This is a genomic window from Staphylococcus marylandisciuri, from assembly GCF_025519785.1.
In the GTDB taxonomy this organism is placed as follows: domain Bacteria; phylum Bacillota; class Bacilli; order Staphylococcales; family Staphylococcaceae; genus Staphylococcus; species Staphylococcus marylandisciuri.
This window is the reverse complement of the sequence record NZ_JAOPKZ010000004.1, coordinates 1-14,700: the sequence shown is the minus strand read 5'-3', so window position 1 is coordinate 14,700 and position 14,700 is coordinate 1. Positions and strand designations below refer to the sequence as shown.

The window sequence follows — 14,700 nt, the reverse complement described above, 5'->3', positions numbered from 1 at the left end:
TTTCTTATTGAATCACTCTAGCAATCACTTTGGGATAAAGTTCATATTCTAATGATTTAACTCTGTTTTCTAATTCTTCCTTCGTGTCATTTTTTAAAATGGGACAACGACTCTGTTCTATAATTTGCCCTGTATCCATCCCACTATCTACGTAATGCACTGTCGTACCAGTTTCACTATCTCCACTGTTGAACGCTTGTCCAATCGCATCTTTCCCTTTATATTTCGGTAACAATGATGGATGGATGTTTAAGATACGACCTTCGTAAACGGACAATATAGTAGGACCAATGAGCTTCATATAACCCGCCAGTACAATCCAGTCAACTTGTTCGGTAGTCAATAAATCTAGAATTTTACGCTCATATGCTCTCTTATCTTCAAATTGGTTTAATTCGTTGATATGAACGGGCAAATCGAAATGTCGTGCACGTTCTATGCATTTTGCGTTCTCATGATCAGTATATAATGCTGTGACTTCAATGTTTGGAAGTTGTCCATCTTCAACCCGTTGCATTATATTCTCAAAGTTAGTGCCTGAACCTGAGGCAAATAGTGCTATTTTCACCATATTAAACACCTTTCAATTCAAGTGGCTCGTCACTTTTAGTAATATGTCCAATTTCATAGGCGTCAACGCTATGTTGACCGAGTATATCTATCACTCTTGCAGCATCATCTTTATCAACTACTAATGTAAAGCCAATTCCCATATTGAAGATACTATACATTTCATCGCGTTCTATTTCGCCTTGTGATTCTATCCATTCAAAGACTTCCGGTGTCGGAAAAGCTGTCGTGTCTATTACGGCAGACACCCCTTCTGGTAACGCACGTGGTATGTTCTCATAGAAACCACCACCAGTAATATGAGTCATAGCGTGAATCTTAACTTCTTTTTTTACAGCTAACACTGGTTTAACGTATAGTCGTGTAGGTTCTAAGAAGGTTTCTAAATAAGTTCGTCCATCTTCAAACTGGGCTTGCAAATCAATTTCTGATTGATCGATTAAGCGTCGAACCAGACTATATCCGTTTGAATGAATACCGCTAGAAGCTAAACCTATAATGACTTGTCCTTCTTCTACCGTGGAACCATCAATATATTCATCTTTTTCTACTGCACCTACTGCAAAGCCAGCTACATCGTATTCTCCTTGATGATACATTTCACCCATTTCAGCAGTTTCACCGCCGATGAGCGCAGTGTTCGTCTCTCTACACCCATCACTTACCCCTTTGACAATTTGTTCAATGACTTCGGGCACAACTTTATTCGCAGCAATATAGTCGAGGAAATATAAAGGTTCTGCGCCAGTTGTTAAGATGTCATTCACACACATAGCAACTGCATCAATTCCAATTGAATCATGTTTGTCGTTATCAATCGCTAACTTGAGTTTCGTACCTACACCATCCGTTCCAGAAACGAGAACTGGTGCTTTCATATTGAGCTGTGATAAGTCAAATGTCGCGCCAAAACCGCCTAATCCTCCTAAAACTTCTGAACGCAAAGTTCGTTCTACGTGCCCACGCATGCGTTCAACCGCTTCATAGCCAGCATGAATGTCGACTCCTGCTTCTTGATAAGATTTAGACATTGTAATTCCCCTCACTATCAAAGTATTGTTTATGCTCATTGAGATATGCTTTCTGCTTAGGGCTTAAGCTCGCTTTATAATCTGTTTCATAGTCGTATAAACCTGCTGGATAATCACCAGTGAAACTTTCAACACATAAACCTTTATATGGTGCATCAACATCTAGACCGATTGACTCTATCAGTCCTTCTACAGAAAGGTAAGCTACGGAATCAGCACCAATGTGCTCACTAATTTCTTCAGGCGTTTTATGAGCTGAAATAAGTTCAGCAGTAGTTGACACATCAATGCCGTAGAAGCTCGGGAACATGAATTCTGGAGAAGCGATACGTACGTGCACTTCCATCGCTCCAGCTTCTTTTAACATACGAACGATGCGCTTACTTGTAGTTCCACGAACGATTGAATCATCAACTAGAACAATATTTTTACCTTGCACAATGTCTTTAACCGGCGATAACTTCGTACGAACGCCTTGTTCACGGAGCTCTTGCGTTGGCTGAATAAATGTGCGAGCGACGTATTGATTTTTAACTAGCCCCATTTCATAAGGTAACTTTATTTCTTCAGCATATCCTGAAGCAGCAGAGAGAGATGAATTAGGAACACCAATGACCATATCTGCCGTATCCACCGGACTTTCCTTTGCCAAGCGTTTACCTGAAGCTTTTCGAACGGCATGAACGTTTTTACCTGCTATCGTTGAATCAGGTCTGGCGAAATAAATATACTCCATCGCAGAAATGGCAGTCGTCGTTTGATCTGTATATGATTCGACACGTATACCGTCGTCGTTAATAACGACGTACTCTCCTGCGTGAATATCTCGAACGAATTTCGCACCTAAGACGTCGATGGCACAAGTTTCACTGGCGATGATGTATGCGCCTGTAGACATTTGTCCTACTACAAGGGGGCGGATAGCATTGGGGTCCACCGCTCCATATAAAGCATCTTTAGTCAATATTGCAAAGGTGAAACCACCTTTTATTATTTTCAAACTTTCTTTCAATGCTTCTTCAAAAGTCTCTTTCTTACTACGACGAATTAAATGCATGATCACTTCTGTATCTGATGAGGAATGAAAGATAGCGCCTTGTCGCTCTAAATCTTGACGCAAACTTTGAGCATTAATAAGGTTCCCGTTATGACAAACACTGACGCTCATATCGTAGAAGTGATAGAGAAATGGCTGTATATTTTCAATACCTTTGTTTCCTGAGGTCGCATAGCGCACGTGACCAATCGCATAGTTGTATCCTTGAAGGCGGTTCATCTTTACCTTGTTTATCGCATCAGTCAACAGTCCCAGACCTCGTTCATTTACGAATTCGTCACCATTAGAACAGACGATACCTGCGCCTTCTTGACCGCGGTGTTGCAGACTATGTAACCCCATATATGTTAGTTGTGCTGCCTCCGAATGGTCCCAAATTCCAAATACACCGCATTCTTCATTTAATCCGTTGTAGTCATACATTGAGGAATTGCTCCTTCCCACTGTTGATTGAGTTCTTTCACGTCACGTGAAAGAGTTATCTGCTCATTTGTAACTTCAAACTTAGGTTCTGAAATCAAACTACCTATTTTAACTGCGTTGTCGACTGGTAACGTTTGACCTTTCTTGACAGTAATGAGATATCTTCCTTGTGTTTCACTAAATAATTGAGCGTTAGAAACATTTAATGAGACTTTTAAACCAAGCTGGTAGTAAGCGCTTAATCGAGCGAGTGATACTAATAGACCACCTTTACCAACTGCTTGTACATGTGAAGCCTGTCCGTTGCAGATAGCTGTGCGAATCTGCTCACCTTTTTCTACTTCTTGAGAAAGATCGATGGAGTCGAATTCATGGTTTACCGCCCCATAAATTAGCTTTTCAACTTGGCTTCCACCAAAGTCATCACGCGTATCACCCACTAAATAAATCTCTTCGTCCGGTTGAGGCGTGAAATCTCGAAGATAATCGATATCTTCTATCAAACCTACCATCCCTACTACAGGTGTCGGGAATATTGAGGAATGCGGTGTCTCGTTATAAAGTGATACATTACCTGATACCACAGGTGTTTGTAACGTTTCGCAAGCTTCAGCCATCCCTTTTGTAGAATCAATCAGCTGCTGATAGATCTCTTTCTTCTCTGGCGAGCCATAATTTAAACAATCCGTCATAGCTAATGGTTTGGCACCTACTGAAATGAGATTGCGGTAAGCTTCCGCGACGACCATCTTTCCGCCTTCATAAGGTTGGTTAAACACGTAACGCGCTTCACCGTCTATCGTCGAAGCGATTGCTTTGTTAGTTCCTTCAACTCGAACTACTGAAGATTGCAGACCTGGCTTGATAATCGTATTAGCGCCAACTTGTTGATCATATTGTTCATATAAATACCGCTTTGATGCTATAGTTGGATGGGTAAACAAACGGTTAAAAGTATCTTCAACATCTAAGTCACTATAATCATTTCTCGATGTGTTATAAGCTTTTTCTTCCCCTTCAAGAATGTATTCGGGTGCTTCATCTGCAAGTGGTTGTACGGGGATATCTGCAAAGACCTCGTCTTCATAAGTTAATAAGAAGCGGTCATCATCTGTCACTTCGCCAATAACGGCACTGTCTAATTCATAGTCCTCAAATAGATCTAAGAACTTTTGCTCTGTCCCTTTTTCAACTACGAGCAACATACGCTCTTGTGTTTCGGATAACATCATTTCATATGGGGAAATCCCTTCTTCCCTGACAGGAACCTTTTCAAGTTGTAAATGAATACCACTTTTGCCTTTGGCAGCCATTTCAGACGAAGAAGAAGTGAGTCCGGCTGCACCCATATCTTGTATACCGACAAGCTCTTTGTAAGTTATCGCTTCTAGCGTTGCCTCCATTAATTTCTTGCCGACAAATGGGTCTCCTATTTGAACTGAAGGACGCTTACTTTCGCTTTCCTCATTAAGCTCTTCCGAAGCAAACGTTGCACCGTGAATACCATCTCTACCTGTCTTAAGGCCGACATAAATGACTGAATTTCCTGTTCCTTTCGCAGTTCCTTTTTGAACCATATCATGGTCAATAACGCCCACACACATAGCGTTAACGAGAGGATTGCCATCGTAGCGCTCATCGAATTCAATTTCCCCAGCAGTCGTTGGAATACCGATACAGTTACCATAACCTCCAATACCAGCGACTACTCCGCGTAATAACCGACGATTTTGTTTTTCAGTGAGCTCACCGAATCGCAAACTATTGAGTAAGTTAATAGGACGTGCACCTATTGAAACGATATCTCTGATAATGCCACCTACACCAGTAGCTGCGCCTTGATAGGGTTCTACAGCGGAAGGATGGTTGTGAGATTCTACTTTAAACACAACTGCTTGCTTATCGCCGATATCTACTACTCCAGCACCTTCACCTGGTCCCATAAGCACGTGTTCACCTGATGTAGGAAACTGTTTAAGAAATGGCTTAGAATGTTTATAAGAGCAGTGTTCACTCCACATCACGGAAAAGATTCCAACTTCAGTAAAGTTCGGCTCACGCTCTAAAATGTCACAAACTTTCTCATATTCAGCATCTGTTAAACCAAAGTCTTGATATAATCGTTCTGCTTTAATTTCTTCGCTACTAGGCTCAATAAATTTAGACATTTTGTTCCCTCCAACTTTCTACCATTGCATCAAACAATTTTTTACCATCATCTGTGCCCAAGATAGTCTCTAAAGCACGCTCAGGGTGAGGCATCATTCCGCATACATTCCCCTGTTCATTTACTATGCCAGCTATGTCTTCATGAGAGCCGTTAGGGTTATCCACATACTTCAGAATGACTTGATTGTTCTTATGTAAGTCGTTATACATTTCTTCTGTACAGTAATAGTGACCCTCTCCATGTGCAACAGGGTAAATCACTTGCTCGCCTTCTTCGTAACCTTTAGTAAAAGGCGTTTGGTTATTGACTATTCTCAGTTTTTCATTGCGGCTAATAAATAAATGTGAATCATTGTGAAGCAGCGCACCAGGTAATAAACCAATTTCTGTTAGAATTTGAAAGCCATTACATACACCTAATACAGGTTTACCTTCTTGAGCCAAACGTTTTACTTCTTCTATAATAGGAGCAACACTAGCTACAGCGCCTGAACGCAAATAATCTCCAAATGAAAATCCTCCTGGAATGAGCACACCATCAAATCCGTCTAATGAAGTGCGACGATAATCGACGTACTCTGCAGAGGCACCGCTCTTCAGCGCTGCATTATACATGTCCCGATCACAATTAGAACCTGGAAATCTAAGTACAGCAAACTTCATTAGAACGTCTCTCCTTCTTCAATAACTTTGTAACTATACTCTTCAATGACAGTATTAGCGAATAGTTTCTCACTCAAAGTAGTTACGACATTGTCAACTGCTACTTCCGACGTCTCATCTACAGTTAAGTACAACACTTTTCCAACACGAATATCATCGACTTGTTCATATCCTAAATCGTGTACTGCACGCGTTAAAGCTTGCCCTTGTGTATCGAGTACTTGTGGTTGTAAAGTAATGTGTAATTCAATTTTCTTCATTATTTAATATCCTCCAATTTATTTAAGAATGATTGGTAAACGTCTATGATTGAACCACGGTCTTCACGGTAAACATCTTTATCAAAGTTCTCATCACTATCTTGAGCCCAAATTCGACAAGTATCAGGAGATATTTCATCAGCTAAGATGAGGTTGCCATATTTCGTCCGTCCAAACTCAATTTTGAAGTCCACGAGGCGCAAGTCCATTTTACTCATCAGTTGCTGTAGATGATTATTGATTTCTAACGCTGCTGATTGTAAAGCTTCAATGTCCTTATCATCAGCTATTTCAAGTACTTTAATATGCGCATCTGTGATGAGAGGATCATTAAGATCATCATTTTTATAGAAAAATTCCACTAACGGTTCATTAAACTTGTGTCCCTTTTCAAATCCTAAACGCTTAGTAATAGATCCAGCAGCGATATTTCTCACTACAACTTCTAAAGGTATAATTTCAACTTGTTCAACAATTTGTTCAGTTTCTGATATGCGTTCGATAAAATGACTTTTTAAACCTTGGTCATTAAGGTATTCGAATATTTTAGAAGTTATTAAGTTATTAAGACGTCCTTTTCCTGGTAGATGATCTTTCTTCGCACCGTTTCCAGCTGTTACTTCATCTTTGTATTCTACTTTTAAGACATTTTCTTCTTCAGTAGTAAATATGCGTTTCGCTTTACCTTCATATAATAAAGACATTAATTATTTCTCCCTTTAAAGTAATTTAGTAACTCTTCTTCAGCTTGATCCACGTCATTTGTAAGCACTGTAAGATGACCCATTTTACGATCAGGCTTACGAGTAGTTTTGCCATATATGTGTGTATGCCACTCAGGATGATTACCGAATTCATCTTCCAATAGATCTAAATCTCTACCTAAGAGATTCATCATTACTGCTGGTTTGAGAACATTGATAGCTTGAGGTAATCTCTGTCCTGTTATAGCCAAGATGTGGGTATCGAATTGCGAATAATCGCATGCTTCAATAGAGTAATGGCCTGAATTATGAGGTCGAGGAGCAATTTCGTTTACGTATAATTTATTTGATTTGTCAATAAAGAATTCAACAGTAAACGTTCCAATAAAATGAATATGATCAGTTATCTTCGTCACTTCTTTGCGAGCTTCTTCCTCTTTATTAGAGCGAGCTGGAACGACAGTTTTAAAGAGTATTTGATTTTGATGTTCATTCTCTTGTAAAGGGAAATAAGCGATTTGATTATCGTTGCCAATTGTTACGGTTAACGAAACTTCTTTATCCAAATTTAGGAATTGTTCGGCTACGCATTCTTGCTGTTCAATTAGCTCTGTTGCCTCTTGTAAATCCTGTTCTCCCTTTACGAGTACTTGACCTTTACCGTCATAACCACCAAAACGCGTCTTCACCATAAATGGATAACCTAATTGCTCTTTAGCCTTATCTAAATCTTCTACACGGCTCAACTGTTTATAGGGAAGAATATGAGCCCCCGCTTGCTCTAACGATTGCTTTTCAGTTAATCGGTCTTGTAATAATTCGATCGCTTGATAGCCTTGAGGAATATTATAGATATTCACTAATTCTTTTAATTGAGAGGCGGAAATATTCTCAAATTCATATGTAATCACATCAGTCGCTTCACCAAGCTGCTTTAAAGCGTCAATATCGTCATATTCCGCATTGATAAACTGATGAGCTACATGCTGACAAGGACATTCTTTGTCAGGATCGAGAACGATCACTTTGAAGCCCATTTTTTGAGCAGATTGAGCCATCATCTTACCTAATTGACCTCCGCCTATAATGCCAATCGTGGAACCAAACTTAAGTTTATTGAAGTTCACTTTGCATCTCACTCACTTTCTGGGCTAACGATCTTTCATAATTTTTCAAGTTTTCATACAACGAACTATCTTGCAATCCTAAGATTCGAGCTGCGAGTATACCTGCATTTTTAGCGCCTGATTTACCAATTGCAGTTGTGGCTACTGGAATACCTCCTGGCATCTGAACTATAGATAAAAGTGAGTCTAAGCCTTGTAAAGCCTTTGATTCAATAGGCACGCCGATTACAGGTAATGTGGTCATTGAAGCAATCATTCCTGGCAGATGTGCCGCTCCCCCTGCACCAGCGATGATGACATCATAACCGTTGAGACGCGCTTGTGAAGCGAAATCAACCATTAGCTGTGGCGTACGGTGTGCTGAGACGACTTGTTTTTCGTACGGTACGCCTAGTGTTTCTAATATCTGACAACTTTCTTTCATCGTAGACCAGTCAGATGAGCTACCCATGACTACTGCCACTTTCATAATGAACACCCTTTCAAAGATTTGAAATAATTAATGCATAAGTTGTATATTACAAGTATAAGGTTAACAAGAATGTGAAAGAGTTTCAATCTAAAAATCGAACTTTTTAATCGATTTCGTGTTCAATTTACGTTTTATTATGTAAATTAGATTACATTCATTGTTGAACGTAAGGTAAAAGTTCAGGTTTAAATGAGGAGGATTTGCATATGTCTGCAAAAATATTAGATGGTAAACAAATTGCGAAGGATTATCGCCAGGGACTGAAAGAGCAAGTAGAATCCCTACAGGAAAAAGGGTATACCCCTAAGCTTTCCGTGATCTTAGTAGGTAACGATGGCGCTAGCTTAAGTTATGTTAAATCAAAGAAAAAAGCAGCAGAGAAAATTGGAATCATCTCAGAAATCGTACATTTAGATGAAGATACTTCAGAAAATGAGGTATTAAACGAACTTGAACGCTTAAATAAGGATGACTCCGTTAGTGGTATACTCGTTCAAGTTCCATTACCTGAGCAAGTAAATGAGCAGAAAGTATTAGAGGCTATTGACCCTGCTAAAGATGTCGATGGCTTCCATCCAGCAAATATAGGAAAGTTATACATTGATGAGCAAACTTTCGTTCCTTGTACACCCTTAGGCGTCATGGAACTCTTAGATCATGCCGATATTGATTTAGAAGGAAAAAATGCAGTAGTCATTGGACGAAGCCACATCGTCGGTCAACCAGTATCCAAATTGTTACTGCAGAAAAATGCAACAGTGACAATCCTGCATTCTCGAACTAAAGACATGCACAGTCACTTAAAAGATGCTGACGTCATCGTAAGTGCTGTTGGACAACCAGGTCTCGTCACTAAAGAAGACGTTAAAGAAGGCGCAGTAGTCATAGATGTAGGTAATACACCAGATGACAACGGAAAACTTAAAGGCGATGTTGCTTATGAGGAAGTTAAAGAAATAGCTGGCGCAATCACACCCGTTCCCGGCGGCGTTGGTCCAATGACAATAACGATGGTATTAAATAATACGTTGTTAGCTGAAAAAATGCGAAGAGGAATTAAATAAAGATAAAAATTACAATATGCATTTTAATGCTGCATGACATCATCCAGAGCCCATTTATTTTCAGGCTTTCTCAAAGCGTCAGACTGGGTGGTTGTCTCATCAGTTGCTACGACTTTAGAACATATATATTTAGATATCGGTCCATAGTACGATGTATTTTCAATTTGAAGAAGGTATAGTATAGTTAACAATAAGTCGTGACTTCAGACGGAGGTTAACTATTATGGATAAACTTTTACAATCACTATCAGCAATTGGTGTTTCAGCAACCCTCGTTTCACCAAATTTAAGTGCGGATGCGACGCATAATTCACTTCCTGAAATTAAGGGCGTTAAAGATGTGATCATTAACAAAGGATCAGATTGTAATTTGCTCAAGGGGATCCGCGCTTATGACAAAGAGGATGGAGATTTAACTGACCAAATTACCGTAGAAGGTCACGTCAATACTGATAAGGCAGGAAAATATAAAATATCGTATCATGTGAAAGATTCTCATGGTGCTGCAGATCAATCAACTCGCTATATTGAAGTTAAATGACTTATATAAATTAATTTCTTAATTCTGCACTATTAATTTGGTACAACGTTTAGCACTTTTTTATAAAATTGACGATAGTCACAAAATGTACACATAAATTTAACAATTGCTCTAAAGCCCGTCAGACGCCGTGTCTGTAGGGCTTCTTTTAAATTTACAATAATTTTTTCCTCGTCAGCTCTTGTAAATATTCCGTAATATCTTAAAATTGATGATAAGCCCTACAATTGTAGTATTAGGAGGTCAAAAAAGTGTCAAAATTTAAGTCTTTGCTTCTACTTGTTGGCTCACTTATCTTGCTAAGTGGGTGTTCTAATGTAGAAGTCTTAAACCCTAAAGGGCCAATAGCAAGCGACTCCAAGTTCTTGATCATGTACTCAATCATCTTCATGCTTGTTATTGTTGCTGTGGTACTTATCTTATTCGCTGTCTTCCTATTTAAATATCGTTTAAAAGGAAATGATGAATCAGGTAAGATGCATCACAATTCTCTAATCGAAACAATATGGTTTATTGTTCCGGTTATTATCGTAATTGCCTTAGCTATTCCAACAGTTAAGTCACTTTACAATTACGATGAACCGCCGCAAAAAGATAAAGATCCAATAGTTATCTATGCGACAAGTGCTGGTTACAAATGGTTCTTTGCTTATCCAGAGCAAAAAGTTGAAACAATTAACCATGTAACTATTCCTAAAGATCGACCAGTTGTCTTCAAGCTCCAATCTATGGATATGATGACAAGTTTCTGGATTCCACAACTTGGTGGTCAGAAATATGCTATGACTGGTATGACGATGGATTGGACATTAACTGCAGATCAAACAGGTACGTTCAGAGGACGGAACTCAAACTTCAACGGTGAAGGTTTCGCACGTCAAACGTTCCAAGTACACTCAGTTAATGATGGTGATTTCAACAAATGGGTAAAAGATGCTAAACGTCATAAGACGCTCGATCAAGATACGTTCGACAAACAACTTTTACCTGTGACTAAGAACCAAAACCTAACATTTAGCGGTACTCACATGGCATTTGTTGACCCTGCAGCAGATCCTGAATATATCTTCTATGCTTACAAACGTTATCACTATGTTCAGAAAGATCCTAACTTCCATTCTGAATCTGAAATTAAAGATAGCGTTCTTGACAAGCCAGATAAGAACAAACCTGCCCGCAAACATCAAATTACAAATGCTAACTACAAACGTCATGGTATGAAAGAAATGATCTTACCAAATGACAAACCATATAATAATGAGTTCAAGAAAAAAGAACATCATAATATGGATGAAATGGAAAAAATCTCTAAAGGTGCTAAAGATGATAAAGATTCTAAGCACGATAAAGATCATGAACATGGAGGTGGACATTAATGAATTTTCCATGGGATCAATTGATAGTACATGGTAACTGGATGATTACAGCAGCCCAAATTGGTGCGCCTTTCTTAGTGATCGCACTAATTGCAGTCATCACTTACTTTAAATTATGGAAATATCTTTACAGAGAATGGTTCACATCCGTTGACCATAAAAAGATCGGCGTCATGTACTTGATCTGTGCGGTATTAATGTTTGTTCGTGGCGGTATTGATGCGTTACTCATTCGTACTCAACTTACGATGCCTGACAACAAATTCTTAGAAGCTAACCACTACGATGAAATCTTTAGTACACACGGCGTTATCATGATTATCTTTATGGCAATGCCATTTATATTCGGTTTATGGAACATCGTTATTCCATTACAAATTGGGGCACGAGATGTTGCCTTCCCTGTACTTAATAATGTCAGTTTCTGGCTATTCTTCGCAGGTATGATATTATTCAACCTTTCATTTATTGTCGGAGGTTCTCCGGCAGCAGGTTGGACTAACTATGCACCACTTGCAGGAGAATTCAGTCCTGGTCCAGGTGTTAACTACTACTTAGTAGCAATTCAGATCTCCGGTATCGGTACACTGATGACAGGTATTAACTTCTTTGTAACGATACTCAGATGTAAGACACCTACAATGAAATTTATGGAAATGCCAATGTTTACGGTGACAACTTTCATCACTACTCTAATCGTTATCTTGGCATTCCCTGTATTGACAGTTGCATTAGCACTATTCACTACAGATAGAATCTTTGGCACTGCATTCTTTACTGTTGCAGATGGCGGTATGCCAATGCTCTGGGCTAACTTCTTCTGGGTTTGGGGGCACCCTGAAGTGTATATCGTTATCCTACCGGCATTTGGTATATATTCAGAAATCATACCAACATTTGCTCGTAAACGCCTATTCGGTCATAAGAGTATGATCTGGGCGACAGCAGGAATTGCATTCTTAAGTTTCTTAGTTTGGGTTCACCATTTCTACACAATGGGTAATGGTGCGTTAATTAACTCATTCTTCTCAATTACGACAATGATGATCGGTATCCCTACCGGTGTTAAATTATTTAACTGGTTATTCACCCTATTCCAAGGTCGAATTACCTTTGAATCACCAATGCTATTCTCATTAGCATTTATCCCTAACTTCTTATTAGGTGGGGTAACAGGTGTCATGCTAGCCATGGCAGCAGCAGACTATCAATACCACAACACTTATTTCTTAATTGCACACTTCCACTACACATTAGTTACAGGTGTTGTATTTGCCTGCCTAGCTGGTTTAATCTTCTGGTATCCTAAGATGATGGGATACAAGCTAAACGAAACACTTAACAAATGGTGCTTCTGGTTGTTTATGATTGGATTCAACGTTTGTTTCTTACCACAGTTTGTTCTAGGTTTAGATGGTATGCCACGTCGTCTATACACTTACATGCCAGAAGATGGATGGACAACATTGAACGTTATTTCAACAATCGGTGCGTTACTCATGTCACTCGGTTTCTTATTCTTAGTAGCAAGTATCGTTTATAGTCATATCAAGGCACCACGTGAAGCTACAGGTGATAACTGGAATGGTTTAGGACGTACTTTAGAATGGTCAACAGCGTCAGCTCAACCACCTAAGTACAACTTTGCTATCACACCAGATTGGAATGACTACGACACATTCGTCAACATGAAAGAACACGGTCGTCATTTCCTTGATAACCGTAATTACAAAGATATTCACATGCCAAATGATACGCCTGTCGGCTTCTTAATGGGTATCTTCTTCACAATCGGTGGTTTCTTCTTCATCTTTGAAACGATGGTACCAGCTATTATTTGTCTGTTAGGTATTTTCGGTACAATGATTTATAGAAGTTTCCAAATCGATCATGGTTATCACATACCTGCTTCAGAAGTCGCTAAGACAGAAGAGCGCCTACGCGAAGCTCGTAGAAAAGAAAAGGAGGCTGTAAGTCATGAGTCATAATACCACTACGATTGATTCTCGTTCACACGAAGGTAATTTAAATAAACTTGGCTTTTGGATCTTCCTTACAGCTGAATTCGCATTGTTCGGTACCTTGTTTGCAACGTTACTAACGTTGCAACATGGTGGCGATTATGCGGGCAAGATGACTACAGACCTATTTGAATTACCACTTGTTCTAATAATGACATTCTCATTATTAATCAGCTCTTACACATGTGGTATTGCCATTTACTACATGCGACAAGAAAAGCAAAACTTAATGATGATATGGATGATCATCACTCTCCTCTTAGGTGCAGTCTTTGTTGGATTTGAAATCTACGAATTTGCTCACTATGCATCTGAGGGAGTTAATCCAACAATCGGTTCGTACTGGTCAAGTTTCTTCATACTTCTCGGTACGCACGGTTGTCACGTAACACTAGGTATCTTCTGGATCATTTGTCTTTTAATCCAAATTGGAATGCGTGGATTAGACTCTTATAATGCTCCTAAGTTATTTATAGTAAGTTTATACTGGCACTTCTTAGATGTTGTTTGGATCTTCATCTTTACTGCCGTATATATGATAGGGTTGGTGTATAGCGGATGAATACAATAGCAAAACACACAGTTGGTTTTATTGCTTCTATTGTTTTAACGATCCTAGCAGTATTTGTAACACTACACACTTCAATGGATTTAAACGCAAAGATTACTATAATCTTTGGATTTGCCTTCATCCAAGCTGCAGTCCAATTACTCATGTTCATGCACTTAACTGAAGGTAAAGATGGTAACTTACAAAGTTTCAAAGTTATCTTCGCTATTATCATTACCCTTGCTATCGTCATCGGTACGTATTGGGTAATGCAAGGTGGTCACTCTCACCACTTATAATTCTCACGAGAGTACAAAGCGTCTGAGATCTAAATATCTCACTGACCGACAAAACTTCGAGATTTTCGTAAAATTTACGGACAATCTCGAAGTTTTTTGTTTTAATTAGTAAGAGTTTAGGGAGCGGGATAGAAATCTAATTTGAATAAAAAGATTTCGTAGTCCCGCCCCGGCAAAGATGACTAGAATTGAAAAAAGCTTGATACAAGCGCATTTTCAAATCAGTCATCTACTGCCGAGATGTTGAAGAGGCTGGGACATAAAGATCTTTGATTAGAGAGAATAAGGCAATTTCTATTGTAATAATACAGAAATTGCCTTTTTTACTATTATTTTGACTATAGTTAGCTCGTTGAGCTACTACTTTTCTTAT

15 protein-coding genes are annotated in these 14,700 nt (G+C 39.0%); 6 read left to right on the top strand and 9 right to left on the bottom strand.

Annotation, left to right across the window (positions count from 1 at the left end; translation table 11 throughout):
* Nucleotides 1-4: 4 nt before the first annotated feature.
* The 9 genes from purN to purE are packed head-to-tail and all read right to left on the bottom strand — an operon-like array spanning nucleotide 5 to nucleotide 8,473.
* Nucleotides 5-571, bottom strand: a complete 567-nt coding sequence (gene purN / locus N9R04_RS02825; protein WP_262854994.1) for a phosphoribosylglycinamide formyltransferase — start codon at nucleotides 569-571, stop codon at nucleotides 5-7.
* Nucleotide 572: 1 nt separating this feature from the next.
* Complete coding sequence (gene purM / locus N9R04_RS02820) at nucleotides 573-1,601, bottom strand: phosphoribosylformylglycinamidine cyclo-ligase (RefSeq protein WP_262854993.1); 1,029 nt, start codon at nucleotides 1,599-1,601, stop codon at nucleotides 573-575.
* Nucleotides 1,594-3,081 (bottom strand): amidophosphoribosyltransferase, encoded by a 1,488-nt coding sequence (purF, locus tag N9R04_RS02815; protein ID WP_262854992.1) that lies wholly within the window; start codon nucleotides 3,079-3,081, stop codon nucleotides 1,594-1,596. The genes purM and purF overlap by 8 nt, the downstream gene beginning before the upstream one ends.
* Complete coding sequence (gene purL / locus N9R04_RS02810) at nucleotides 3,060-5,249, bottom strand: phosphoribosylformylglycinamidine synthase subunit PurL (RefSeq protein ID WP_262854991.1); 2,190 nt, start codon at nucleotides 5,247-5,249, stop codon at nucleotides 3,060-3,062. The genes purF and purL overlap by 22 nt, the downstream gene beginning before the upstream one ends.
* On the bottom strand, nucleotides 5,242-5,913 hold the full coding sequence (gene purQ / locus N9R04_RS02805) for a phosphoribosylformylglycinamidine synthase subunit PurQ (protein ID WP_262854990.1): 672 nt from the start codon (nucleotides 5,911-5,913) through the stop codon (nucleotides 5,242-5,244). Before purQ ends, purL begins: the two co-directional genes overlap by 8 nt.
* On the bottom strand, nucleotides 5,913-6,173 hold the full coding sequence (purS, locus tag N9R04_RS02800; protein WP_262854989.1) for a phosphoribosylformylglycinamidine synthase subunit PurS: 261 nt from the start codon (nucleotides 6,171-6,173) through the stop codon (nucleotides 5,913-5,915). The genes purQ and purS overlap by 1 nt, the downstream gene beginning before the upstream one ends.
* Nucleotides 6,173-6,877 carry a phosphoribosylaminoimidazolesuccinocarboxamide synthase gene (gene purC, locus N9R04_RS02795; RefSeq protein WP_262854988.1) on the bottom strand — a complete coding sequence of 235 codons (705 nt, stop codon included), beginning with the start codon at nucleotides 6,875-6,877 and terminating at the stop codon, nucleotides 6,173-6,175. The genes purS and purC overlap by 1 nt, the downstream gene beginning before the upstream one ends.
* Nucleotides 6,877-8,004 (bottom strand): 5-(carboxyamino)imidazole ribonucleotide synthase, encoded by a 1,128-nt coding sequence (gene purK / locus N9R04_RS02790; protein WP_262854987.1) that lies wholly within the window; start codon nucleotides 8,002-8,004, stop codon nucleotides 6,877-6,879. Before purK ends, purC begins: the two co-directional genes overlap by 1 nt.
* A complete protein-coding gene (purE, locus tag N9R04_RS02785; RefSeq protein WP_262854986.1) occupies nucleotides 7,991-8,473 on the bottom strand; it encodes a 5-(carboxyamino)imidazole ribonucleotide mutase in 483 nt (160 codons plus the stop codon). The genes purK and purE overlap by 14 nt, the downstream gene beginning before the upstream one ends.
* 209 nt (nucleotides 8,474-8,682) lie before the next feature.
* Here purE and folD point away from each other — a divergent pair, with 209 nt between their 5' ends.
* From folD to qoxD, 6 genes are all read left to right on the top strand, one after another.
* A complete protein-coding gene (gene folD, locus N9R04_RS02780; protein WP_262854985.1) occupies nucleotides 8,683-9,540 on the top strand; it encodes a bifunctional methylenetetrahydrofolate dehydrogenase/methenyltetrahydrofolate cyclohydrolase FolD in 858 nt (285 codons plus the stop codon).
* 223 nt (nucleotides 9,541-9,763) lie between these two features.
* Nucleotides 9,764-10,081 (top strand): DUF5011 domain-containing protein, encoded by a 318-nt coding sequence (locus N9R04_RS02775; RefSeq protein WP_262854984.1) that lies wholly within the window; start codon nucleotides 9,764-9,766, stop codon nucleotides 10,079-10,081.
* A gap of 251 nt (nucleotides 10,082-10,332) precedes the next feature.
* The gene (gene qoxA / locus N9R04_RS02770; RefSeq protein WP_262854983.1) at nucleotides 10,333-11,457 is read left to right on the top strand and encodes a cytochrome aa3 quinol oxidase subunit II; all 1,125 of its coding nucleotides are present in this window, start codon (nucleotides 10,333-10,335) and stop codon (nucleotides 11,455-11,457) included.
* Nucleotides 11,457-13,445 (top strand): cytochrome aa3 quinol oxidase subunit I, encoded by a 1,989-nt coding sequence (gene qoxB, locus N9R04_RS02765; RefSeq protein WP_262854982.1) that lies wholly within the window; start codon nucleotides 11,457-11,459, stop codon nucleotides 13,443-13,445. Before qoxA ends, qoxB begins: the two co-directional genes overlap by 1 nt.
* Nucleotides 13,435-14,040, top strand: a complete 606-nt coding sequence (gene qoxC, locus N9R04_RS02760; RefSeq protein WP_262854981.1) for a cytochrome aa3 quinol oxidase subunit III — start codon at nucleotides 13,435-13,437, stop codon at nucleotides 14,038-14,040. Before qoxB ends, qoxC begins: the two co-directional genes overlap by 11 nt.
* Nucleotides 14,037-14,327, top strand: coding sequence for a cytochrome aa3 quinol oxidase subunit IV (qoxD, locus tag N9R04_RS02755; protein WP_262854980.1), 291 nt, complete (start codon nucleotides 14,037-14,039; stop codon nucleotides 14,325-14,327). Before qoxC ends, qoxD begins: the two co-directional genes overlap by 4 nt.
* Nucleotides 14,328-14,700 lie beyond the last annotated feature (373 nt).